The 22981-nt window shown below is 36.9% G+C and carries 18 protein-coding genes and 1 tRNA gene; 8 read left to right on the top strand and 11 right to left on the bottom strand.

Features of this window, described 5'->3' with window-relative positions; translation table 11 throughout:
- Nucleotides 1-157: 157 nt before the first annotated feature.
- A complete protein-coding gene (locus tag B5440_RS11620; protein WP_070054014.1) occupies nucleotides 158-2293 on the bottom strand; it encodes a carboxy terminal-processing peptidase in 2136 nt (711 codons plus the stop codon).
- Between the two features lie 144 nt (nucleotides 2294-2437).
- Between B5440_RS11620 and surE the strand changes: the two genes are divergently transcribed.
- The 5 genes from surE to B5440_RS11595 all read left to right on the top strand — a co-directional run bounded on the left by surE (nucleotide 2438) and on the right by B5440_RS11595 (nucleotide 7338).
- Entirely contained in the window at nucleotides 2438-3220 is a 783-nt protein-coding gene (surE, locus tag B5440_RS11615) for a 5'/3'-nucleotidase SurE (RefSeq protein WP_070053984.1), read from the top strand.
- Complete coding sequence (locus tag B5440_RS11610; RefSeq protein WP_070053983.1) at nucleotides 3213-3494, top strand: hypothetical protein; 282 nt, start codon at nucleotides 3213-3215, stop codon at nucleotides 3492-3494. Before surE ends, B5440_RS11610 begins: the two co-directional genes overlap by 8 nt.
- Before the next feature lie 90 nt (nucleotides 3495-3584).
- On the top strand, nucleotides 3585-4700 hold the full coding sequence (gene lpxB / locus B5440_RS11605; protein WP_070053982.1) for a lipid-A-disaccharide synthase: 1116 nt from the start codon (nucleotides 3585-3587) through the stop codon (nucleotides 4698-4700).
- Nucleotides 4701-4703: 3 nt separating this feature from the next.
- Nucleotides 4704-5243 (top strand): C40 family peptidase, encoded by a 540-nt coding sequence (locus B5440_RS11600; RefSeq protein WP_070053981.1) that lies wholly within the window; start codon nucleotides 4704-4706, stop codon nucleotides 5241-5243.
- Between the two features lie 49 nt (nucleotides 5244-5292).
- Entirely contained in the window at nucleotides 5293-7338 is a 2046-nt protein-coding gene (locus B5440_RS11595; RefSeq protein ID WP_070053980.1) for a ComEC/Rec2 family competence protein, read from the top strand.
- Nucleotides 7339-7385: 47 nt separating this feature from the next.
- Here B5440_RS11595 and B5440_RS11590 read toward each other — a convergent pair whose 3' ends face one another.
- The 3 genes from B5440_RS11590 to B5440_RS11580 all read right to left on the bottom strand — a co-directional run bounded on the left by B5440_RS11590 (nucleotide 7386) and on the right by B5440_RS11580 (nucleotide 12094).
- Entirely contained in the window at nucleotides 7386-7925 is a 540-nt protein-coding gene (locus tag B5440_RS11590) for a thioredoxin family protein (RefSeq protein WP_070053979.1), read from the bottom strand.
- Nucleotides 7926-8000: 75 nt separating this feature from the next.
- Nucleotides 8001-9917 carry a peptide MFS transporter gene (locus tag B5440_RS11585; RefSeq protein WP_070053978.1) on the bottom strand — a complete coding sequence of 639 codons (1917 nt, stop codon included), beginning with the start codon at nucleotides 9915-9917 and terminating at the stop codon, nucleotides 8001-8003.
- A 5-nt stretch (nucleotides 9918-9922) separates the two neighbouring features.
- Nucleotides 9923-12094, bottom strand: coding sequence for a S9 family peptidase (locus tag B5440_RS11580; RefSeq protein WP_070054013.1), 2172 nt, complete (start codon nucleotides 12092-12094; stop codon nucleotides 9923-9925).
- A 181-nt stretch (nucleotides 12095-12275) separates the two neighbouring features.
- Between B5440_RS11580 and B5440_RS11575 the strand changes: the two genes are divergently transcribed.
- Complete coding sequence (locus B5440_RS11575) at nucleotides 12276-13595, top strand: hydroxymethylglutaryl-CoA reductase, degradative (RefSeq protein WP_070053977.1); 1320 nt, start codon at nucleotides 12276-12278, stop codon at nucleotides 13593-13595.
- Nucleotides 13592-14512, top strand: coding sequence for a GYDIA family GHMP kinase (locus B5440_RS11570; protein ID WP_070053976.1), 921 nt, complete (start codon nucleotides 13592-13594; stop codon nucleotides 14510-14512). The genes B5440_RS11575 and B5440_RS11570 overlap by 4 nt, the downstream gene beginning before the upstream one ends.
- Before the next feature lie 225 nt (nucleotides 14513-14737).
- On the opposite strand, the gene B5440_RS11565 is transcribed toward B5440_RS11570, so the two are convergent.
- The 6 genes from B5440_RS11565 to B5440_RS11535 form a co-directional block, all read right to left on the bottom strand.
- Nucleotides 14738-16858 carry a peptidylprolyl isomerase gene (locus B5440_RS11565; protein WP_070053975.1) on the bottom strand — a complete coding sequence of 707 codons (2121 nt, stop codon included), beginning with the start codon at nucleotides 16856-16858 and terminating at the stop codon, nucleotides 14738-14740.
- 95 nt (nucleotides 16859-16953) lie between these two features.
- The gene (locus B5440_RS11560; RefSeq protein ID WP_070053974.1) at nucleotides 16954-18243 is read right to left on the bottom strand and encodes a hemolysin family protein; all 1290 of its coding nucleotides are present in this window, start codon (nucleotides 18241-18243) and stop codon (nucleotides 16954-16956) included.
- Between the two features lie 189 nt (nucleotides 18244-18432).
- Entirely contained in the window at nucleotides 18433-19005 is a 573-nt protein-coding gene (gene lptC / locus B5440_RS11550; RefSeq protein ID WP_070053972.1) for an LPS export ABC transporter periplasmic protein LptC, read from the bottom strand.
- A gap of 1 nt (nucleotide 19006) precedes the next feature.
- Complete coding sequence (locus B5440_RS11545; RefSeq protein ID WP_070053971.1) at nucleotides 19007-20380, bottom strand: hypothetical protein; 1374 nt, start codon at nucleotides 20378-20380, stop codon at nucleotides 19007-19009.
- Nucleotides 20381-20401: 21 nt separating this feature from the next.
- Entirely contained in the window at nucleotides 20402-21655 is a 1254-nt protein-coding gene (locus B5440_RS11540) for a BamG family beta-barrel-assembly machinery protein (RefSeq protein WP_070053970.1), read from the bottom strand.
- A complete protein-coding gene (locus B5440_RS11535) occupies nucleotides 21652-22383 on the bottom strand; it encodes a type III pantothenate kinase (RefSeq protein ID WP_070053969.1) in 732 nt (243 codons plus the stop codon). Before B5440_RS11535 ends, B5440_RS11540 begins: the two co-directional genes overlap by 4 nt.
- Nucleotides 22384-22491: 108 nt before the next feature.
- Here B5440_RS11535 and B5440_RS11530 point away from each other — a divergent pair.
- A tRNA-Phe gene (locus B5440_RS11530) sits at nucleotides 22492-22564 on the top strand.
- 101 nt (nucleotides 22565-22665) lie between these two features.
- On the opposite strand, the gene B5440_RS11525 is transcribed toward B5440_RS11530, so the two are convergent.
- Nucleotides 22666-22981: transposase (locus B5440_RS11525; RefSeq protein ID WP_234996383.1), on the bottom strand; the 316-nt coding region annotated here is incomplete at its 5' end.

Below are 22981 nucleotides of genomic sequence, written 5' to 3'. Positions count from 1 at the left end.
TCGTTTCAGCATAATGCAAATTTAAGTTTTTCGGAAGAAAATTACCTGGCTAAATTAAACTGAATTAAGTCAATTCGATTTGAAGATAATCTAAGACTCTAAAGCATAAAAAAAGCGCCTCATTTCTGAAGCGCTTTAATCTTTTCTAAAAGAAAAACTAGTCCTGAACTTTGGCCAATTTATCCTGTCTTATGTTATTCTTTTTCATATCAGTCAGCACGTGGATTGCTTCTTCAACATACACGTCCTTGCTTAAATTATCATGCCAACGATCTCTTTTCTCTTCTAAGATAGTATCGTTTTGAAACATCTCTTCTTCATAAGGTAAAGAATTAAAAGTAAGATTAGTCTTATAGTTCTTTATAGAATCAAACCTCTTTGCCATTTCCTGGTTCCTCTCAGCCGTTGAAGCATATTCTTCGAAATTCAGGGAATGAAAACTATCTTCACTCTGGTCTTTAATCCATTTAGCGTGTTCCTCTATAAGCTTTAATTGCTCATTAGAGTTCATTCTTTCTTTACTTTCTGCAATGGTTTTTTCAAAATTCACATAACCATTCCAAGCGCTGTAATTGGCAGGATCTATTTTATCCCAGGGTAGAGGATTGTCCTGATCTTTCTCTCCTATATCTACAAAGCTATAACGGTCTGGAACTACTACGTCACTCTTCACACCTTCTAATTGGGTAGAACCACCATTTACCCTGTAAAACTTCTGGGTAGTTAATTTAAGTGCTCCTACATCTCCAAATTCATTACTTCTTAACCAACGATTAAGGTCTACCACATTTTGAACAGTTCCTTTTCCATAGGTTTGTTTACTACCAATAATGATTGCTCTTTTATAATCCTGCATTGCAGCGGCCAGAATTTCTGAAGCTGAAGCTGAAAGTTCGTTTACCAAAATCACAAGCGGACCATCCCAAAGTACAGAGGGATCTTCATCTGAAAGCACATCTTTTCTTTGTCCGTTAGATTTCACTTGAACAATTGGTCCTTCTTCAATAAAAAGACCTGCAATATCAACCACCGTTTTTAAAGATCCTCCCCCATTATTTCTAAGGTCAAGCACCAGGCCGTCCATATTTTGTTCTTTCAATCTAATAATATCCTTTTTGATATCTGAAGCAGCATTACGCTCTTCGTAATCTTCCATATTAAAGTAGAATTTAGGCAAATTGATTATCCCAAAATTCTTACCTTCTTTTTGAACCATAGCTGTCTTAGCATAAGTTTCTTCAATTTCAACAATATCACGGGTAAGTGTGATTTCCTCAATATTACCCATTAATTTTTTACGAACCGTTAAAGTAACTTTAGAGTCTTTTGGGCCTTTAATTAAATCTACGGCATCTTCTAAACGCATCCCTACGATACTTACCGGTTCGCTTTCATCCTCCTGTTGCACTTTTAATATTTCGTCACCTTCAGAAAGTTCTTCACTTCTCCAGGCGGGTCCACCAGAAATCAGGTCAGTTATCATAATATTATCACTTTTTTTCTGAAGTCTGGCGCCTATTCCTTCTAATTTACCAGACATCGCGATATCAAAACGATCTTTATCCTGGGGTGCGAAATAAAAAGTATGGGGGTCAAAGGCTTCAACAATAGCATTCAAATACACAGAGAAATAGTCTTTACGCTCAAGATCATCAGTAAGATCATAATATTCTTCTAAAGAACTTAAAGTCACCTCGCGGGCTTCTTTTTCAAGCTCTTCTTTAGCCTTCATTTCATAATCTGGATCTTCTTCTTTTTTCTGCTCTTCTTCTTCAATTTTATCGAAATAAGTGATAAGCGTAGAAAATTTAAGCTGCTTTCTCCAACGTTCTTTCATTTCTTTTTTAGAAGAAACATATTCGGCTTCAGAAAAGTCTGTATTGATATCTTCTGTTTCAGAAAAATCAAAAGGTTTTTCAAGGATCTCTTTATAGATATCCCTTGCTTCTTCAGATCGTTTTAAAAGTCGGTTGTAAGTAAGATCAAAAAAGTCAATTTGCTTTTCCTTGATCTGGTCGTCTATTTTATCCCGGTAAGCATTGAATTCTTCAATGTCACTTTCGTAAAAGAAACGTTTAGACCCATCTAAACCTTCAAGATATTTATCGTAAACACCTTCAGAAAATTCGTCATTAATATCCCGGGCATCATAGTGACCTTCGTTAAGGACGTAAGTAATAAGGTCTATAAGAAGTTTATCTTTATTAGGGTCGTCAAATTTTTTAGTAGTAAAACTACAGGAGGTGGCAGCCATTAGTAGCACTACCACTAAGATTTTTAAATTCCTTTTCATAAATCGCATAAATTTCATCATTAACAGCTCTCCAAAATACATTAAAAATTGTGCCAATAAAGCTAACAGGTAATAATAATTTGTTAAACTACTAAGATAAGGTTTCTTGCTGAAATTACTATTTTAGCCTATATAAAATAAGCTATGACGAAGAAGAAACCTTTAATTCTAGTAACCAACGACGATGGTATAACTGCCCCCGGGATAAGAACTCTAATAGAAGTGATGAAAGAGCTGGGCGATGTAGTGGTTGTGGCACCCGACAGCCCGCAAAGCGGAATGGGTCATGCCATCACTATTAGCGACACCTTATTTTGTGAACAGGTAACCATTAAAGAAAATTATAAGCATAAAGAATACAGTTGCTCGGGCACTCCGGCAGATTGTGTAAAGATCGCCACACAGGAAATCCTGCATCGCAAACCCGATCTTTGCGTTAGCGGAATTAACCACGGTTCTAATTCTTCTATAAACGTGATCTATTCAGGAACAATGAGCGCTGCAGTAGAAGCTGGTGTAGAAGGAATTCCCGCTATTGGATTTTCGCTACTGGATTATTCTTTAAATGCAGATTTTGAGCCTGCAAGAAAGTATGTAAAGGCCATTACCAGGAATGTCATTAAAAATGGTTTACCAACCGGGGTTGTGTTAAATGTAAATATTCCAAAACTATCTGGCTCAGAAATTAAGGGAATGAAAGTTTGTAGGCAGGCGAACGCACATTGGGAAGAAGAATTTGATAAAAGAACCAATCCACAGGGACGCGATTATTACTGGCTAACCGGCACATTTGTAAATAAAGATAAAGGTGAAGATACCGATGAATGGGCTTTACAAAACGGTTACGTTTCAGTGGTACCGGTACAATTTGATTTAACTGCCCATCATTTTTTAGACGATTTAAACAATTGGGAGCTTAATGATTAAGCAAAACATATTTATAGGATTTCTGACAGGACTTTCTGCCAATATTGGCGGTATTTTCCTTTATATCCTTCTTTTCTCTGAAATGGGAATAGATGAAACCTTAGACGATGCCATTGCCCAGGGTTATATTGGAAAACTAATTGCTCTTGGTGCTATTTTAAACTTTCTCCCTTTTTTCGTTTTTATTAGAAAAAAGCAAAACTATCACGCAAGAGGCGTATTATTAGCAACCATAATAGCTGCAATAAGCATTTTTATCTCTAAAATTATTTAAATTATAATAGCTGGAAGTAAAAAAGGATAGCGAGCAGGCATAAGAATATAACCTGTCACAAATTCCCGAAGCGGAAAAATTTATAAACTGATGAAATACTACATTATTGCCGGCGAAGCTTCTGGAGATCTTCACGCATCTAACCTGATGCGCGCTTTAAAAGAAAAGGATTCCCAGGCTGAATTCAGGTTCTGGGGTGGCGATCTTATGCAGGAACAGGGCGGGCAGCTGGTAAAACATTATCGGGAATTGGCTTTTATGGGTTTTGTAGAAGTGCTTTTCAATCTAAAAACCATTCTTAAAAATATTTCCTTTTGCAAGGAAGATATCACCGCTATTAATCCCGATGCCATCATTTTTGTAGATTATCCCGGCTTTAATTTAAGGATCGCCAAATGGGCTAAAGAACAAGGCTACCAGACGCATTATTATATTTCTCCACAAATCTGGGCCTGGAAAGAAAACAGGATCAATGCGATAAAACGGGATATAGATCATATGTACGTGATCCTTCCGTTTGAAAAGGAGTTTTATGAAGAAAAACATAATTTCCCGGTTCATTTTGTTGGTCACCCGCTTATTGATGCCATTGGCCAAAAGAAGCTCCCAAACGTACCTGCGCTAAATAAAGAATATGACCTGGACGAAAGACCTATAATTGCTGTTTTACCCGGAAGCCGTAAACAGGAAATTTCAAAAATGCTGGAGGTAATGTTAAGCATCACTCCAGATTTTCCTGAATACCAATTTGTAATTGCAGGCGCACCCAGCCAGGATGCAGAGTTCTACGCTCCCTTTATTAAGCAAAAGAACATCAAACTAATAATGAACAAAACCTATGATGTACTAAGCCTTGCCCACGCAGCTATGGTAACTTCGGGTACCGCGACTTTAGAAACCGCTTTATTTAAAATCCCCGAAGTGGTTTGCTATAAAGGCAGCTATGTTTCCTACCAAATTGCGCGTAGAATTGTAAACTTAGATTATATCTCACTGGTAAATCTCATTATGAATCGAGAGGTGGTAAAGGAGTTAATTCAGAACGATTTCAATACTAAAACATTGAAAAAAGAGTTTAAGAAAATATTGGAGGACGAGCACCGCACCAAAATCTTTAAAGATTATTTTGAATTAGAACAAAAATTAGGCGGAAAAGGCGCCAGCGAAAAAACAGCTAAACTCATCGTAAAAGCAATTAAAAATTGATCTATGCAGAATATTTTTAAATCACTTTTCTTAGGCTTTTTTCTTATAAGTCTTATTTCCTGCGGAAGCTCCCGCTCTAAAGTTATCACCACCAAAAGTGAAGAAAACCGTTCTGAGAGATATTCCCGCCCTGGAAATTCTGAAATTGAACCTGCCAATGAAAAGGTTTATAATATTATTTCTAACGCAAAAAGTTTTGAAGGCACGCGCTATAAATACGGCGGAACTACAAAGCGAGGTATGGACTGCTCCGGACTTATTTACACCGCATTTTTAGAAGAGGATATCGCAATTCCCAGAACCTCTCGTGCAATGTCTCTGGAAGGTGAACGCCTGTATATAAAAGAGGTAAATCCCGGGGACCTTCTTTTTTTTGAAACCAACAAGAATCGCAAAGTTATTAATCACGTAGGCTTGGTGGTAGAGATAGAACGTGACGATATCTACTTTATTCACGCCTCTACCTCCCGGGGTGTAATTGTCTCCTCTCTTTCTGAGCCTTATTGGAACGGTAATTTTGTTATGGCCCGTCGTATTTTATAATTTTTAGTATCTTCCGTAGATAATTGCCGCCCTACAAAAAACAACAGGGATGCAATTTTTGAATTTTACTATCATAAAACTTTCCATATTCCTGATCCTGGGAATCATTGCCGGATTTTCTATTGATCTGCCTTCAATACCGCTTTTTATATTTTTAGGTTCATCATTTCTTATTTTCTGTTTGAGCTTTTTTAGAGCGCGCAAAAAACTATTTGACGATGCGTTCTTCGGAATATGTACCTGGAGTTTGATCTTTAGCTTAGGATTTGCAACGGCGCATCTTCATCAACCTAAAAATCAGCCGCAACATTATATCAATTTTCATACTGCTGAAGCAGATATAATGCAAATTCGTGTCATTGAAGCCCTGAAATCCAATCTTTACAGCCAGCCGTATATCGCTGAAGCCGAAAGGATCTTTTCAGATAAAAATTCAACTCCAATAAAAGGAAAGATCTTACTCAATATTTCGAAGGATTCTATTTCCGGTAATATAAAGCCCGGAATGAAATTGCTTGTCCCAAATAAGCCTACAAATATTGCTGAACCTTTAAATCCCTATCGGTTTAATTACCGAAAGTTTATGCAAAAGCAAAGGGTTGAAAAGCAATTGCAACTGAGAAAAACCGAGATCCGAATTTTACCAAATAAAGAAAATACGCTTTTTACTCATATTTCTAATTTCAGGGAGCAATTAATTCAAAACCTATCTGAAGCGAAATTCAATAAAGATGAATTAGCTATCATGCAGGCTTTATTATTAGGGCAGAGGCAGGATATCTCAAAAGAGATTTACGATGAATATGCTGCAGCAGGCGCCATTCATATTCTAGCCGTTTCCGGTCTCCACGTTGGGATTATTTTGCTCATTTTAAATTGGCTCTTCACTCCTCTCAATTATCTAAAAAACGGACTTATTCTTAAAACCTTCATTCTAATTTCTTTAATGTGGAGTTTTGCTATGCTAGCAGGACTTTCGCCATCGGTAGTTCGGGCGGTGACGATGTTTTCTTTTATCGCTATTGGGATGCAAATGCGACGAAAAACCAGTGTTTTGAACAGTTTGTTTATTTCGCTGTTTATTTTACTGCTTGTAAATCCTTATTTCATATTTCAGGTAGGTTTTCAGCTGAGTTATCTTGCGGTTTTTGCAATTGTCACCATTCAACCTAAACTTTTTAAACTTTGGCAACCAAAGTTTAAAATCACAAAGTACTTCTGGGGTTTATTTACGGTGAGCATCGTTGCACAAATTGGGGTTTTACCTTTAAGTTTATTTTATTTTCATCAGTTTCCAGGTTTATTCTTTCTTTCTAACCTAGTAGTTTTACCGGTTCTGGGACTAATTCTCGGCCTGGGAATTCTCGTTATTCTCCTAGCTTTATTGAAAATCCTGCCAGACATTCTAGCTGAAACCTACGGGAAACTTATTGGCTTAATGAATCAATTTATTGGTTGGGTGGCAGGGAAAGAAAATTTTGTATTTACCGATATCCATTTTAATATCTGGCAAAACCTCAGTGCCTATCTACTAATTTTCTTTTTCATTCTTTTAATCTATCAAAAAAGCTTCAGAAATCTTGTTTTCTTTCTCTGCGGAATTCTAATATTTCAAAGCAGTATGCTCTATAGCAAAATACAGAATTCAACTTTAGAAAATATCGTTTTTCATAAACCCAGAAAAACTATGATAGGTATTGATGAGCCAAAACAGTTTACGCTTTACCATAATTTGGAAGATAAGCTGCAAGATGAAATTCGGCTAAAAGATTACAAAACGGGAAGAAATATTAACAAAATTGAAGAAAAGATAATTCCTGATATTTTAAATACTTCTAAGGCATCAATTTTAATTGTTGACAGCAGCGCAGTTTACAAGTTGAATCATTTTAATCCAGATGTAGTCTTACTTCGGAATTCACCTAAAATCAACTTAGAACGACTAATTAGAGGTTTAAATCCAAAGATAATTGTTGCCGACGGGAGTAATTATCATAGTTATGTATCCCGTTGGGCAGAAACCGCCAAAAAACAAAAAACCCGTTTTCACCATACAGGTAAAAACGGAGCTTTTCGCATCTCTACTGAACCATAAGGCCCACTATCAACTAACACTTAAATTTTACTTGAAATTGAAATATTTTACTCAAAAGAACCCTCAAAATTCTCCTGGTATTCCGCAAAAGCTTCTTTAGAAGTCATTTTTTTATATTCATCTTCCGCAAAGAGTTTTAAATAAAGCTCCAGCTGTTGTGGGGTTCTATACCCTGGAATAGGAGCAATTAAATTCGCTTCTTCATCAAAGAAAACAAGGCTTGGATAGCCGGTAATTTTTAAAGCCCTTGCCAATTGGTGGGGCGAATTTCTTCTTTGCTTCTTTTCAGGATCGTATTGCGGATTTTTAAATAGCTGCCCTTTAAAATCAATTTCCTCAGGACCTTCAGCATTAAACTTTACCGGATAATAATTTTCATTTACAAACTCGATTACATCGTTGTTGGTAAAAGTATTCTTATCTAACATTTTACAGGGGCCGCACCAAACGGTATAGGCATCCATAAATATCTTTTTAGGTTCTTTTTCCTGTGCTGCCAGAGCTTCATTCATACTCATCCAGTTAATCTCCTGGGCCTGGCTATTAATTCCTATAAACAGAAAAAATATGGTAATTACTCTAATCATGTATCGCTTTTAGAATGTTTGTAAAACAAAAAACGTTCCTAAAATTAAAGAACGTCTTTTGTTTCAAATACTATTTTAAGAATTTTTCTTATCCCTTTCTGTATCTGCAATTTCATATTGCTCCTGCTCCAGCATTTCCCGCTCGTTGTCTTCAGCACCGTGCGTTAATCGCTTTAAAGGTTTCAACATAAAAATCACAATTAGTCCAAATACGGTTGTGAATATAGTAATCCCAATAAAAGTTCTGAATTCCAACTGGGTTTGTACTTCTTCGATCACAAAATCTCCGTAATATCCAACTTTATCTTCTTCCTGTCTAAAATTAAGCATTACGTGATAGGGATCCTGTGCGGTTACCCCCTCTTCTTTGAGGTTTGCTATGATCTCTGACTTTTGATCTTTATTCTCAAAATCCATAAGTCCCATTACCGGTGCTTCAGTTTCCATATTAGTCACTGCAAGCTCATTATTGTCCAGGTAAACAAAACCATTAAACGTAAAGTCGTTTTTATTCTGAAGTATGGTATCGTTTAATTGCAATCTATTAGCTACATCACTGCCTTCTGTGCTTAACTGAACAGTAGCCGGTTCTCCCTGGGAGAATTCACCAATAAGTCCCGCCATTTTATTTCCAAGTCCAGTAGCAGCAAAATAAACACCCATCATAAGAGAAGCATATTTTACCGGCGCCAGCTTGGTAATAAAAGAAAGTGCTACCGGTGAAGAACATAATTCTCCAATGGTATGCAGTAAGTAAGCAAGAACTAACCAATACATGGCCGATTTACTTTCAAATGCAGTATATTCTTTTGCGGCTATGGCCATAAATAGAAAGCCAAGCCCCATAATAATTACCCCTGTAGCCATTTTAAAGATTGAAGAAGCTTCTTTGTTCTTCAACTTTCTTTTAGCCCAGAAATTTGCAACTATTACTCCAAAAATAATAATAAACATGGCATTTAAGGACTGAAACCAGGTTGCAGGCACCTCATTACCAATTAGTGGTAAACTAAAAGATAAAGTACGATCTGTCTTATCGGCCGCATAAATATTCATTAATCCTCCAGCTTGCTCAAAAGCTCCCCAGAAAACAACTACAAGTAAAAATGATAAAATCATTACTACATACCTGTCTTTCATAACTTGCGTAGTAAGATCTTTGTACACCATAAGCATCAAAGCGATTACAAGAGTTAAGAAGATATACAGCAGTCCAAATGGAACGGACACCATGATAAGAACATATATAGAACCTATCATTAAAATTGAAGTAATAGCAAGTTGAAGTGGAGACTTTAATAGTTCACTAAACATATTGCTTAGAGAGGCTCCTTCACTACGTTCAACCTTAGATAATAGGTTTCCAACATTCACTAGGTACTTTTGCCCCCATAAGTAAACTATTAGTCCAAATGCCATAGCAATACCGGCGAGACCAAAACCATAGTGCCAGCCAATATTTTCACCAACATAACCAACGATTAAACTGGATAGAAAAGCTCCAAGGTTAATTCCTATATAAAAGATGGTAAAACCTTTATCTCTTCTTATATCACCGGGCTTATATAAACCTCCAACCATTGTTGAGATATTTGGTTTAAGCATTCCAACTCCAATAATAATTAAGGCTAGTCCGCTATAAAATGCCCACATTTCTTCTACAGCCAAAATACCGTGACCAGCTACCAGGATTATTCCTCCCCAGAGAACTGTTTTCTTTTGGCCCAGCAGTTTATCTGCTATAATTCCGCCGGGAATGGAGGCTACATAAACAAGCATGGTATACCAACCATAAAGGGCAATGGCTTCTCCACCTGTCCATCCAAGACCTGCGTTTCCGCCGGTTGTGGCACTTACTAGATATAAAACCAGGATAGCACGCATTCCATAATAGGAAAAACGTTCCCACATTTCGGTGAAAAATAAAATATAAAGTCCTACCGGATGCCCAAAAAGTTCTTTTTGAGGTGCTCTGTTTGTTGCTGTTGCCATTTAGATTATAGTTTTTCTTTGATAAAATCGGTCATCATTGTATACAGGTGTAACCTAGTATTCCCACCATAGATACCGTGATTTCTGTCTGGGTAAATAGCCCAGTCAAATTGTTTATTAGCCTGTACTAAAGCTTCAACCATTCTCATAGTGTTTTGGAGGTGTACATTATCGTCTCCGCCACCGTGAATTAAAAGGTAATCTCCTTTTAATTTCTCTACGTGGTTTATAGGTGAATTCTCATCATAACCTGAAGGATTTTCTTGAGGCGTAGTCATATATCTTTCGGTATAGATGGTATCGTAAAATCTCCAGCTAATTACCGGGGCTACGGCTATAGCCATAGAGAAAGTGTCGTTTCCTTTAAGAATAGCGTTAGAAGACATAAAACCTCCGTAGCTCCATCCCCAAATTCCAATTCGGTTTTCATCTATATATTCCATTTCACCAAACTTTTTTGCCGCAGCAATTTGGTCTTCAACTTCATACTTACCAAGTTCATTCTGGGTTACTTTTTTAAAGTCTGCTCCTTTAAATCCGGTACCACGACCATCTACAGTTGCTATAATGTAACCTTCGTTAGCGAGTAGCTGATACCAGTAATCGTTAGTGCCGAAGTAAGAATTAGAAACCGACTGCGAACCTGGACCCGAATATTGAAACATTAATAATGGATATTCTTTATTTTCGTCAAAATCGTTAGGCTTGATCATCCACATATTAAGCTCGTTACCATTCACTTCTATAGTACTCAATTCTTTTGGAGCGAAGTTATAGGCTGCTTCGGTTTCCAGTAAATCTGAATTATCTTTAATCTTTCTTACCAGCTTACCGTTTTTCGCATTATGTAAGGTGAATTCATAAGGAGTTTCGGTGCTTGTGTAAGAATTGATAAAATAGGTATAGTCTGCGCTAAAATCGGCGCTGTTCATTCCTTCTTTTTCAGTTAAACGGGTTTTGTTTTTACCGTTAATTTTTATAGAATATACATCTCGGTTTACACTTCCATTTTCTGTACTTTGATAAAAGATCTTCTTAGAATCTTTATCGTAACCATAATAGTCAGTTACCTCCCAGTTTCCTTTGGTAACCTGATTTTCTAGCTCGCCATCTTCATCATAAAGATAAATATGGTTCCAACCATCTTTTTCGCTAGTCCAAATAAAACTGTTGTCTTCAAGAAAAGTAAGGTTGTTTGTGATATCTATATAAGCTTCATCGGTCTCATTCATTACAACTTCAGCTTCATTATCTTCAGCATCAACGAAAATAAGATCAAGTTCGTTTTGGTGCCTGTTTAAAACCTGTACACTTAAAATCTCAGGATCCTGTGTCCACTTAATTCTTGGAATATAAAAATCTTCATAATCTCCAAGTTCAACTTTTTCACTTTCTTCAGCAGCTAATTCATAAGTATAAAGGGAAACTTCAGAATTTGTTTCTCCGGCTTTAGGATATTTAAAAACCTGCTGACTTGGGTATAGATCCTGCCCAAACATATCCATTGAAAATTCCGGAACTTCGGTTTCGTCAAATTTAAGGTAAGCTAAATGAGTTCCGGTTTTATTCCAATCGAAGGCTCTTACAAAAGCAAATTCTTCTTCATAAACCCAATCGGTAACCCCGTTAATTATTTTGTTCTTCTCTCCATCTGTGGTTACCTGTGTTTCTTCACCCGAAGCGATATCGTAAGTGTAAATATTATTTTCAATAACGTAAGCTACTTTAGAAGCATCTGGAGAGAAAGTTGGCTCCTGAACTTTATTATCGCTTAATTTGGTAAGCGTTTTATCTTCTACATCATAGATATAATAAATTCCGCGGGAAGAGCGACGGTAAATTTGCTCCATATTGGTAGAAAGCAAAATCTTATCTTCATTTTCACTAAGCTCAAATCCCTGGAATCCGGAAATTTCACTAAGATCTTCACTATTTAAAAGACTTCTAACTTTATCGCCACTTTTATAAGAATATACATCTATGCTACTGGTGTTAGCATTGCGATCGCGATTTAAAACCACGTATTCCTTGCCATTTTCTAAAGATTGTAGGGATTGTAAACGTTCCTGTCTAAAGGTGCCGTCATAGATTTCTTCGAGGCTAATTTCTTTATCCTGCGCGTAAATTGTTGAGGTTGCCGCAATTAACAACCCAACCAATATTTTTGAGAACTTCATAAAATTTATAGAATGAATTTTGATTGCCAAGTTTACTAAAATTTCAGCAAAAAGAGTAGTATTTGAGTGTTAAATACTAAGGATTTGTTAAAGATAAATCGCTTAAACTTTCTCAAAACCGAAAGCACAATTCCCTTAAATAACAATTGTATCTTTGTGAATTCTAAATTAGCTTCAAAAAATGATAAAACCTATCACCGGCTTTTCCAGACTTACCAAGAAGGAGAAAATAGACTGGCTAGCTGAAACCTATCTTAAAAACCGTCCCGAGGATGTGGCAGTTCTTAGACAATACTGGAACGAAGATTCCAGATTGCAACAGTTACACGACGAATTTACCGAAAATACTTTATCTAATTTCTACCTGCCTTTTGGCCTGGCACCAAATTTCCTAATCAATGGAGATTTACTCGCTATTCCTATGGCGATTGAAGAAAGCTCGGTGATCGCAGCGGCGAGTAAAGCCGCTAAATTCTGGAGAACCAGAGGCGGATTTAAAGCGGAGGTAATTGAAACAAAAAAAATAGGTCAGGTGCATTTTAATTTCTTCGGAAATAAGCAAAAGCTGGAGCAGTTTTTTAAAGCTACCAAACCTAAACTTTTGGAAGCGGTAAAACCTATTACCCGTAATATGGAAAAACGCGGTGGTGGAGTTTTAGATATAAAACTGAAAGATAAAACTGCTGAAATTGCTAATTACTACCAGCTGCATTGCGAGTTTGAAACTAAAGATTCTATGGGTGCGAATTTTATAAATTCCTGCCTGGAGAAATTCGCAGAGGTGTTTCAAAATGAAGCCCGAAATTATCCCGATTTCTCTTCGGAAGAAAAGGATATAGAAATTATTATGAGTATTCTTTCTAATTATGTGCCGGAATGTTTAGTGAGAGCTGAAGTTTCGTGCCCGGTAGAAGAACTCAATGAAAACAAAGATTTAAACGGCGAAGATTTCGCAAAGAAATTTATACAAGCCGTAAATATTGCCGAAGTAGAACCTTATCGTGCTGTAACCCACAACAAAGGGATCATGAACGGTATTGATGCCGTGGTTCTGGCTACCGGAAACGATTTTAGAGCGGTAGAAGCCGGCATCCATGCTTATGCTGCCAGGAACGGGAAATACTCGAGCTTAACCCACGCCAGCCTTGAGAATGGTATTTTTAAATTCTGGATAGAAATTCCTTTGGCTCTGGGTACAGTTGGCGGATTAACCAGCTTACACCCTTTAGTTAAACTTGCTCTGGATATCTTACAGCAACCCAGCGCTAAAGAATTGATGAAAATTGTAGCCGTTGCCGGCCTCGCGCAAAACTTTGCTGCCATTAATTCTTTAACTACAACGGGGATTCAGCAAGGGCACATGAAAATGCATTTAATGAATATTTTAAATCAATATAATGCCACTGAAGCCGAAAAGAAAACCCTCACCCAACATTTTACCAAACATACCGTAACCCATAGCAGCGCTGTTGAAGAGTTGAAAAAATTAAGAAATTCATGAGGAAAGAGTTTTACAGTAATGGCAAACTTTTAATTACCGGAGAATATGCTGTTTTAGATGGCGCAAAGGCTCTGGCGGTTCCTACAAAATTTGGCCAATCCCTGGAAATAGAAACTTCTAAAGGCGAAAATGTTGAATGGAATAGTTTTGATGAACATGGTAATTTATGGTTTCAGGGAGAATTTGAGTTTAAAAATGGGGAATTTCATCATATAAAAGGAGAAAAAGAAGTTTCAGAACGACTAGTAGAGATCCTAAATGAAGCACATAAATTAAACCGGGAAATATTTTCGACTGGAAAAACCGGAATTAGAGTTAATACCCGTTTAAATTTCAATAGAAATTGGGGCCTGGGAACCTCTTCGACCTTAATCAACAACATTGCTAAATGGGTTGAAGTAGATGCCTTTAAATTGCTTAAAAACACCTTTGGAGGCAGTGGTTATGACATTGCTGCGGCACAAAACAAGCAGGCGATCACTTACCAGCTTACCGAAAATGGCCCTTCGGTTTTAAAAAGCAATTTTCACCCTGATTTCTCTGATAATATATTTTTTGTTTACCTAAATGAGAAAAAGAATAGTCGGGATGCGATTGAACATTACAAGGCTTTACCTGAAGCAAACAAAACCGGTTTATCAGAAAAAATCTCTTCACTTACCGAGCAATTTGTGAAATGTGCTACGCTAACTGAATTTCAGCTTCTCATCAATATTCACGAGACTTTATTATCCAGGGCACTACAAACACCAAAAGTAAAACAAGAACGCTTTCCTGATTTTCCGGGAGCTGTTAAAAGCCTTGGCGGCTGGGGCGGCGACTTTGTAATGGTAACCGGAGACAAAGTGGAGGTTTTTGAGTATTTCAACAACAAAGGCTTTAAAGCGATTTTTGCTTTTGAAGATATTGTTCTTTAAAAACCGACTTTAAAAGATATTAGACCCCCGAAAATTTTCGGGACAGGCTCTGAAATGAATTCAGGGTGACGTAGGGGTTTAAACCAAATATCGCCACGTCATGCTGAACTTGTTTCAGACTTTATTCCGACTTTTCTTCGGAAATCTAATTTGCTTTAGAAAACGACATAAAAAAGCCCCGGTAAAAATTACCGGGGCTTTTTTATATCTAAATACTTAATTCTACTAGTAGAATCTTGCACGATTATCTTCAATCTCTGCTTTTTCACGAAGTGCTTCAAAAAGTCTTTGAGAAGCATTCTGTCTTCTTTGTGCAGTTTCCTGTTCTACAATTCCCTGGTAAGAATTCATTGCCGGAGCTTCATTCTTACTTTCAAGTTCCACAACGTAAACTCCGTTGTTTCCTGCAATAGGATTACTTACACTACCCGGCTCTAAAGCAAATACAGATCCTACAACTTCTGGCTCTCTACCTGCGCCCGGTAATGTTGGGCTACCAAGGTTAACCGCATTTGCAGATTGCACCATTGTATTATTATTGGAAGCGATTTCCTGAAGGTTTTTACTATTAATTCTTTCTTTAAGAATTTCAGCCTTCTTTTCTTTTGTAAGAATTGGAAGCACTTTAGAGGAAGCATTTTCAGCAGTCATCAATCCTTCTTTATTCTTAGCTGTTAATTGTGCAACAACATATCCCGATGGAATATCAAAACGTTTAATATCGCCAACATTAGCTTCGTCTTCAAATGCCCATTGTACAATTCTTCTCTGCTGTCCAACTCCAGGGATATTTTCATCTAAAGCCTTTACGTTATTAACGGTTCTAATATTATAATTACCTTCTTTAGCAACTTCTGTGAAATCTCCTTCTCCTGCAGCGATCTCAAACTTAGTAGTTTCGTTGAACAGGTTGTTTCTGGAACGTTCTGAAGCTTCTAATTCTCTTGCGATAGTAGCAATTTTTACTGCTTTTTCTCTGTCGGTTTGTTCTTCAATATGGATTACGTGGTAACCAAAATCAGTTTCCACAACACTAACATCTCCAGGGTTATTCTCTAAAACGTAGCTATCAAATTCTGAAACCATATCTCCAGGTCCAAAATAACCAAGATCTCCACCATCCTGGTTGTTAGAACGGTCTGATGAAAATTCAGCCGCTAATTCAGCGAATTTTTCTTTATCTCCTTTAATTACATTTGCAAGGCTATCGGCCAATGCTTCAGCTTCTTCTTTGCTTCTGGTTACATCTGGCGCAAATTGTTGCCCCTGGTAAGCCACAAGAATATGGCTAGCTTTAGTTGAATCTGGAATTTCTTTGGTCTCTACCAATTTAGAAAGCTTGAAATAGCCATCGTGCTTGTAAGGTCCAAAAATTTCACCTTCATTTAAATTGAAAAGATCATCAGCAAATTCTGAAGGCAGTTCGTTTTTAAACTTAAACCTATCATCGTAAGGAAGGTCTGAATTTGCTTCTACAAAATCCTCATAGTCATCTGTAGTATTAAATCCTGGTAAAGTATCGTTACTGCTAGTTACCGAATTATATTCTACCCGGTTTTCTCGCATTGAACTTAACGCCTCTTCAGTTTCTTTTACATCGTCATCTGAAGCCTTTTCTTCAAAATAAACATACCTGATATTTCTTGAAGCTTCGGTTTGAAACTGCGAAGGATTTTCTTTGATATATGCTCTAATTTCATCTTTAGTCACCTCTACTTCATCATCTGAAACAGATGAATATGGCAACTGCACAAAACGAAGATCTACGCTATTATTCTGAAAACGGTAGGCTTGCTCAGCTTCGGTAATCGTTGCACCAATCCCGGCGGTTACCATAGAAAAATACATATTTTGGCGAGCAATATCGCCCATGTTTTCTTCCATTTGAAGCCATTGCTCGTAAGCCTCAGGCTGTGTAGATCTTAAGCTTGCGATATATTCACGCACGCGGTTCTCATCAAACATACCGGCTTCATTTCTAAAGGCAGGATTATTCCCCATTTGGGTACGCATCACCTCTCTTATTTGAGCTTTTCCAGCTCTAATCCCTAGCTTTTCTAATTCTTCTTTAAGAATAGTTTCGCGAAGAGTTTGTTCCCAAACCTGGTTTACAGCCTGACTGGTGCTTGCATTTGCACCCATTTGACGCTGATAACCTTCTACCTGCCGGGCAAAATCTTCCCTGCTCACCTCTTCACCGTTTATGGTTGCGATAGTGTTTTGGTCTTTTTGCGAAGAAAAGCCTCCGTTACGAATTACATCGGCAAGCACAAAAGAGAAAAGTGCCAATGCAATGATGATGATCAAGAAAACAGAACGTTGTCTGATTTTATTTAATACTGCCATTTGTAGTTGTTATTTATCGAAATATAGTGGGCGAAAATAATGTTTTTAACCTAATTATAAAACTTATAATTAGCAAAATATTAACTAATCGCTATTTAATCTGCGGACTTTATTTTTAATTCTACCAATTCTATTTTGGTATTGGAAACTTCTAATATTTTAAATGAAAAATTATCTATCTGCAATTCTTCATTTTGCCGGGGAATTTCTTCGGTATGGTTCACAATATAACCGCCAAGGGTTTCATAATTCTCGCCTTCGGGAACATTTAATTTATAGTTCTCGTTTAGATAATCTACTTCTAACCTTGCCGAAAATTTATAATGTGTTTCGCCCAACTCCTCTTCGGTAAGAACAACAGGATCGTGTTCATCCTGGATTTCTCCAAAAAGTTCTTCTACAATATCCTCTACGGTAATCATTCCACTGGTCCCGCCGTATTCATCTATAACCACGGCGATGCTTTTACGCTTTTTAGTAAGGTTATTTAAAACATCTTTCACCCACATCGTTTCCGGCACAAAAACTACCGGCAGAAGTATAGATTTTATAGATTCCGGCTTTTTAAATAACTCGAAAGAATGCACATAACCAATTACATCGTCTATTGTTTCATTATAAATCAAAAGTTTTGAAAGACCGGTTTCAGTAAAAGTATTTACAAGGTCTTTCGGCGCCTGGTGTTGATCTACCGCAATAATCTCGGTTCTTGGCACCATTACTTCTCTTGCTTTTATATCTGAAAACTGCAGGGCATTTTGAAAAATTTGAATTTCAGAATCTACTTCTTCATCATCTTCTACGGTTTCCATCTGCTCATTGATGAAATTCCCTAATTCAACTTTACTAAAAGCGAGTTGCACTTCGTCCCCTTCGGTTTTAAAGAATCTTTTCAGAATAAAATCTGAAACCCATATCACAAAAGACGACACGAAGCTAAACAGCATATAAAACATATAAGCCGGCACCGCGAAGAATTTAAGCATGGAATTCGCATAAATTTGGAAAAATACCTTGGGGAGAAATTCAGCCGTAAGCAAAATAACCAGGGTAGAAATTACCGTTTGAGTAAATAAGCTTAGATCTACCACTATATATTTTAAAAAAGCACTGTTTAATGGCTGAAGCCCTAGAAGCCAGTTCATAAGCAAATCGCCCATGAAAAATCCATAAACTACCAGGGCAATATTATTACCCACCAACATAGTAGCTATAAACTTTGAAGGTTTTTTGGTTAATCTCTTTAGAATAGTGGCCAGAAAGTCGTTCTGGCGTTTTTCAATTTCAATATAGATCTTATTGGAAGAAATATAGGCGATCTCCATCCCAGAAAAGAAAGCTGATAAAATTAAGGAAAGGACAATTATAAGTATTTCAACCTCCATTACTCTTTCTTGTTACGCTCTTCAATCTTACGCCTAAACCGTCTTTTAAAAAAGAACATAAGTATAGATATAAAGACAAAAAAGATAAATAAATAGGCCCTGCTGCGCTCGGTATTCCAAATTCTGAAACTTTCAAAAAGAAAAAATGCAGCTATAAATAAATAAGCGTATTCAAAATATTTAAAATATTTACTCATCGGGTTTATCGTCTTTAATTATTTGAACCCCAACATTGGTTCGTGACCGAAAATTACCGAAATTTTGATTAGCATCAAAACCTTCACCTTCGTTAAGCGCACCATTTGGAAATTTTATAGTGTTAGGTTTATCGGTAAAAATCCAGTTAATATTCTGATCCCAGTATAATTGCGAAGCTTCCAGGCGCATACTATCGGCTGTAAAGATCACCACGTTTCCCTGTAAATCTATAAGATTAGTACCATCGTAAATAATTCCGTAATCTGAAGTTACCGTACTTTTCTCGTTATTTTCGTCATAGATCTCCAATTCCAATCCTTCAGGAAACTCACGGTAAGGAAATTCTTTGTTGGTAAAATCTTTCATTTTAGGGCTTTTTAAGTTCGCTACCATTCTTCCGGAATCTGTATACTTAAGATTAATCCCTTCGGCAATAGCTTGTGGCGCATCACCTTCAATATCCAAAGCTCTTATTTCGTTTAGATTACCCTGACATGAAAAAAGCATTGTCACGCCGATAAGCGTGACAATGCCAGTTATTATTTCCTTATATGTTAATCTCATATTACATTTGTGGGATACGAACGGTTTCCCCTATCCAACATCCAATACTTATAGCTTCACCGGCACTTCTACCTTGTTGAAACACATCAGATTTTTGTGGTGCTCTACCTCTATAAGCAGTAGCTGTTTGGTTTGCATTAGATGCGATAGAAGGATCTACCCTTGCAGCTCTGGCAGCATAATCTGCAGCTAACCAATACACGGCTCTTTTATCAAAAGTAGTTTCTCCACAGTTGTTTGCACTTTGTGCAACCATATTAGAAATCTGCAAGTATGCTCTACCTAAAGATGGTTTAGCGCTAATCGCTTTTCTATAGAAGTTTCTTGCTTGAGAAAAACTACCTCTTTCTTTATAGTTAGTAGCTATTCTATAGTAAATTCTAGCCTGATCACTAGGATCTTCTTCTAGCTCGGCAGCTTCAGTATAATAATCTAAAGCTTTTGCTCTGTCGCCATCGGCTTCAGCTAACTGTCCTAAAGAGTAAGCAGAGTTTGCAGAAGGCTCTAATTGGTGTAAGGCTTCAGAAACCTGGAAGAATAATGGATCTTCAGTACAATCTTTAGCAGACAATCTTGCGTTAGCATTCTGTAACCAATCTACATCAGATTTCTTCTCATTAAAATCTTTCTTATAAAGTGGGATAAGGTTATCACAATCTGCTCTGGCACCAAGTTTGGCGTTTAAAGCATTTTTTACATTACTATAATTATTAAGATTGATCTCTGCATATTCAATTTGTTTTTTCTCCTTTGAAGTAAGTTCTTCACCTTCTTCTTGCTTTTTTAATAATGGCTCTAATCTTTCAGCAGCTTTATTTTCTTCTTCTTCAATTTTTGCCATTACTTTATCGTAATTATCAAAAACGTCCTGAAGCTCTCTATTACCCGCATCCTGCATTTCTACCATAAGATCGAAATAAGCATATAAGCTTTTAGCACCTGTAAAGTTTTCTCGATCTTCAGTATAAGCTTTATCAAAAGCATTATAAAGTTCTTCCTTAGAACCAAGTTTATGGTCATATCTTAACTGAGCGATATCAGCATAAATCTTACCTTTTGAAGTTTTAGCTGGAAATAATTCCAAACGCTCTTCCCAAAGACCAATAAGCTCTTTTATATATTGCTCTTTTTCTGCACCTTCGGCATTCTCAATTTTATAGTTAAGAGCACGCTCCCCATATTGGAAAGTAGCCAAACTATATTTTGGACATTCTTCTCTAACTTTCATCAACGGCTCGTAAGCTGCATCATAATTTTTAGCCTTGGCATCATCATAAGCCAAAGCAGCCATTGTTGCACAATCGTTAGACTGGGCGCTTAGAACACTTGAACCTAAAACGGCTCCTGTAATTAATGCTATAAATCTCGCTTTCATTTCCTTGTTTTATTATCGTGGTTAATTAAATTTTCTTCTTTCGAACCATCTTCTGGCTTCGGTTAGGGAAAGCCCTACTGAAAACCTAAAGTAATCTTCCTGAATTAATCCTGAATCTGTTGTACCGCGCTGACCATACTCAAATCCAAGGTTTATATTAGAAAATCCCGGTCCTACAGGTAGTCCAACTCCAAAAGTAATGCCAAACTCATTAATGTCCTGGCTATTGATACTTAAACCGGTCTCCTCATACCTAAATCCAGCTCTATAAACAATGCGGTTAAAGTAATTAGTAATAGAATTATATTGTGGAATAAAATACCCACCAAATTTATACTGTGCAGCATTTGCAAAACTTGCGCTTCCTCCTCCTGCACCATTCACACTTAAGAATGAATTATCGTCTGTACTCACATATTCCCCTCCAAAAAACCATTTATTAGATCGTCCTAATCCAAGACCAATGGTATACTTTGCAGGAAGCGTTAATTCAGAGTCCGGAACATTTAAATCTCGTTCTTCAACTACTCTTTCCCCTCCACTACCAGAAAAAGCTATTGTTGCCAGTTGCCTGGAATTCTCTGCATCTATATTTGTAGTAGGCGAATAAGTTGCTGCCGCGTGTAAGTTAAGTCCGTTTTTGAGTTTTTCCTGAAAATCAACCCCAAAATTATAACTAAATCCTAAAAGATCTGTTCTACTTACATCACGAGAACCCAATTGCACTTCATCACGCACAAGGGTTCTTTGATTTTGCAGGTTTCCGAAGTTATAATTAGCATCAACCCCAATACTCAAAGATGGAATTACCTGGTAACCTGCCGAAAGAAATACTTTATTCATTCCGCCACGACCTTCCAGCCTGCTGGCAACAGACTCTCTAATGTCTAAAATTTGATATCCAACCGAAGTATATGGTAATACCCCGATACCAAATCCAAGATTTCCTCCAATAGGCACTCCTATTGCCAAATAATCTAAGGAAGATACTTTTGCGTTATCCTCTCCAGCATCTGAATTTAGGCTGAGTCTCTCGTGAGATCCCCCAACCGCATAAGTGGTTCTTCTTAACCTACCGTAACCGGCAGGATTTCTAAGGTTCAGGTGAATACTATCAGAAAACATACTTAAGCCACCCATAGACCTGTTTTCTACAGTTCCTTTAAAAGTGTTAAGTCCAATCCCGTAGTAAGAATAGGGCGATGATACATTCTCCTGAGCTGTAGCAACCACTGTAAAAAAAACAGCTACGATTACTATAAATCGTTTAATCATTGAGTCTTGTTAAATTCTAAAATGTAGTTTAAACCCTCTAAAAGAAAATTCGGGTTGGCAAATATGCTATTTTTTACCCGCTTTGACAAAATTTGCGTATCCCCTCCTGTTAAAATAACTGTTAAATATTTATAATCAGTCTTATAGCGATCAATAATTCCATCAAGCTCTGCACTTACCCCGTTTAGCACCCCAGATAAAACACTATTTCGAGTAGAATCGCCTATTAGTGGGACGTTTTCATCTAAATCTACCAGGGGAAGTTTAGCCGTAAAATGGTTAAGAGCTTTTAACCTCATTTGTAAACCGGGAGAAATAGCTCCTCCTAAATATTCGTTTGCCTCATTCTTAAAATCGAAGGTTATACAGGTTCCGGCATCTATAATCAGTAAATTTTTATTCTGAAACTTCAAAGAACCAGCTGCAACTAACGCCAGCCGGTCTTTTCCTAAAGTTTGAGGTGAAGAATAATTATTTGTAAACGGAAGTTTAGTGTTTTCGTTTAAAAAATAGAGCTTAGTTTCCTTTTCCAGAATTTTCTCCAGCTCTGAAGTGTCTTTTATTACTGATGAAAGAATGGAAAAAGCGATCTGCGGATAATCTTTCTTTATTTCCTGAAATTTTTCAAAAAAATTTTCGATTGAAGATGTGTAAGATTTCAAAAGTTTAGAGTCTTGAAAAACAGCAAGTTTTACGGAAGAATTACCTACGTCGACGATTAAATTCATAGTAATTTGATTGTGTTGGCTAAATTACAAAAGCATTTTTTTAAAATTTCCTTTGTGAGATTATAAAAATGAATATATATTTGCACCCGCTTACAACAATAAGCAACTGGTGCCTTAGCTCAGTTGGTAGAGCAAAGGACTGAAAATCCTTGTGTCCCTGGTTCGATTCCTGGAGGCACCACCTTAAAAGCCCGATACACATAGTGTTTTCGGGCTTTTTTAATTTTGAGGCGTGATATAGGGCGCAACAAAGGAATTACGGATCAAGCCCAATTGTTGTGTTTAAGCAAAAATTGTGGTTAATCTATATAAGAAGAATTCAACATTTTTCACTCCTCTAAACTGAGCCCTAAACGCTTTTATTTTTGCATTAAAGGATTCTGCTGAAGCGTTGGTACTTCTGTTGATAAAGTAATTGAGAATAGATCTGTAATTAAGGGTAATGGTGTTGGCTATGGTATTAAAAGCCTTAAACCCCGTCTCCTCCACATCCTTGTACCAGTGAGCTAGTTTTGTATAAGCCCCTTCTTTTGATTTAGCATTGTTAAATATATTTCTAAGTCTTTGTGTAAGCTTAAATGCCAACTTTATATCCGGA

Source organism: Salegentibacter salarius, from assembly GCF_900168265.1.
Taxonomy (GTDB): Bacteria; Bacteroidota; Bacteroidia; order Flavobacteriales; family Flavobacteriaceae; genus Salegentibacter; species Salegentibacter salarius.
Note: the sequence above shows the minus strand (reverse complement) of the source record. Positions and strands in the feature narration are given on the sequence as shown.

Coding starts and splice junctions, on each gene's coding strand:
- B5440_RS11575 (WP_070053977.1), top strand. CDS start 12,276: ATGATAAAACCTATCACCGGCTTTTCCAGACTTACCAAGAAGGAGAAA.
- B5440_RS11620 (WP_070054014.1), bottom strand. CDS start 2,293: ATGAAAAGGAATTTAAAAATCTTAGTGGTAGTGCTACTAATGGCTGCC.
- B5440_RS11560 (WP_070053974.1), bottom strand. CDS start 18,243: ATGGAGGTTGAAATACTTATAATTGTCCTTTCCTTAATTTTATCAGCT.
- B5440_RS11600 (WP_070053981.1), top strand. CDS start 4,704: ATGCAGAATATTTTTAAATCACTTTTCTTAGGCTTTTTTCTTATAAGT.
- lpxB (WP_070053982.1), top strand. CDS start 3,585: ATGAAATACTACATTATTGCCGGCGAAGCTTCTGGAGATCTTCACGCA.
- B5440_RS11585 (WP_070053978.1), bottom strand. CDS start 9,917: ATGGCAACAGCAACAAACAGAGCACCTCAAAAAGAACTTTTTGGGCAT.
- lptC (WP_070053972.1), bottom strand. CDS start 19,005: ATGAGATTAACATATAAGGAAATAATAACTGGCATTGTCACGCTTATC.
- B5440_RS11595 (WP_070053980.1), top strand. CDS start 5,293: ATGCAATTTTTGAATTTTACTATCATAAAACTTTCCATATTCCTGATC.
- surE (WP_070053984.1), top strand. CDS start 2,438: ATGACGAAGAAGAAACCTTTAATTCTAGTAACCAACGACGATGGTATA.
- B5440_RS11580 (WP_070054013.1), bottom strand. CDS start 12,094: ATGAAGTTCTCAAAAATATTGGTTGGGTTGTTAATTGCGGCAACCTCA.
- B5440_RS11590 (WP_070053979.1), bottom strand. CDS start 7,925: ATGATTAGAGTAATTACCATATTTTTTCTGTTTATAGGAATTAATAGC.
- B5440_RS11570 (WP_070053976.1), top strand. CDS start 13,592: ATGAGGAAAGAGTTTTACAGTAATGGCAAACTTTTAATTACCGGAGAA.
- B5440_RS11545 (WP_070053971.1), bottom strand. CDS start 20,380: ATGAAAGCGAGATTTATAGCATTAATTACAGGAGCCGTTTTAGGTTCA.
- B5440_RS11535 (WP_070053969.1), bottom strand. CDS start 22,383: ATGAATTTAATCGTCGACGTAGGTAATTCTTCCGTAAAACTTGCTGTT.
- B5440_RS11565 (WP_070053975.1), bottom strand. CDS start 16,858: ATGGCAGTATTAAATAAAATCAGACAACGTTCTGTTTTCTTGATCATC.
- B5440_RS11610 (WP_070053983.1), top strand. CDS start 3,213: ATGATTAAGCAAAACATATTTATAGGATTTCTGACAGGACTTTCTGCC.
- B5440_RS11540 (WP_070053970.1), bottom strand. CDS start 21,655: ATGATTAAACGATTTATAGTAATCGTAGCTGTTTTTTTTACAGTGGTT.